Consider the following 517-nt stretch of genomic DNA (forward strand, 5'->3'; position numbering starts at 1 on the left):
GTTGCGCGAGCCGCTTCGCTTCACGCGGCGTGTCGCCGATGAACAGCTGACGCGGACGGCCGATCTTCTGTTCCGGATCGGCGATCATTTCGTTCCACTGCGCAATCCAGCCGACCGTACGTGCCATCGCGAAGATACACGTGAACATCGAGGTCGGGATGCCCAGCGCGCGCTGCACGATGCCCGAGTAGAAGTCGACGTTCGGGTACAGCTTGCGCGACACGAAGTACTCGTCTTCCAGCGCGATTTTTTCCAGTGCCATGGCCAGCTTGAACAGCGGGTCGTCGTGCAGGCCCAGCTCTTCCAGCACTTCGTGGCAGGTTTCGCGCATCAGCTTCGCACGCGGATCGTAGTTCTTGTAGACGCGGTGGCCGAAGCCCATCAGCTTCACGCCCGAGTTCTTGTCCTTCACCTGCTTGATGAATTCGGGAATGTTGTCGACCGAGCCGATCTCTTCCAGCATGTTCAGCGCGGCTTCGTTCGCGCCGCCGTGCGCCGGGCCCCACAGACACGCGAT

1 protein-coding gene is annotated in these 517 nt (G+C 61.3%); it reads right to left on the reverse strand.

Translation table 11 applies throughout. The features are described from left to right. Positions 1-517 (reverse strand): citrate/2-methylcitrate synthase (locus BN2475_RS36005; protein WP_281254297.1); only part of this gene is annotated, 517 nt, incomplete at both ends.

This window comes from Paraburkholderia ribeironis (genome assembly GCF_900019265.1).
Taxonomy (GTDB): Bacteria; Pseudomonadota; Gammaproteobacteria; order Burkholderiales; family Burkholderiaceae; genus Paraburkholderia; species Paraburkholderia ribeironis.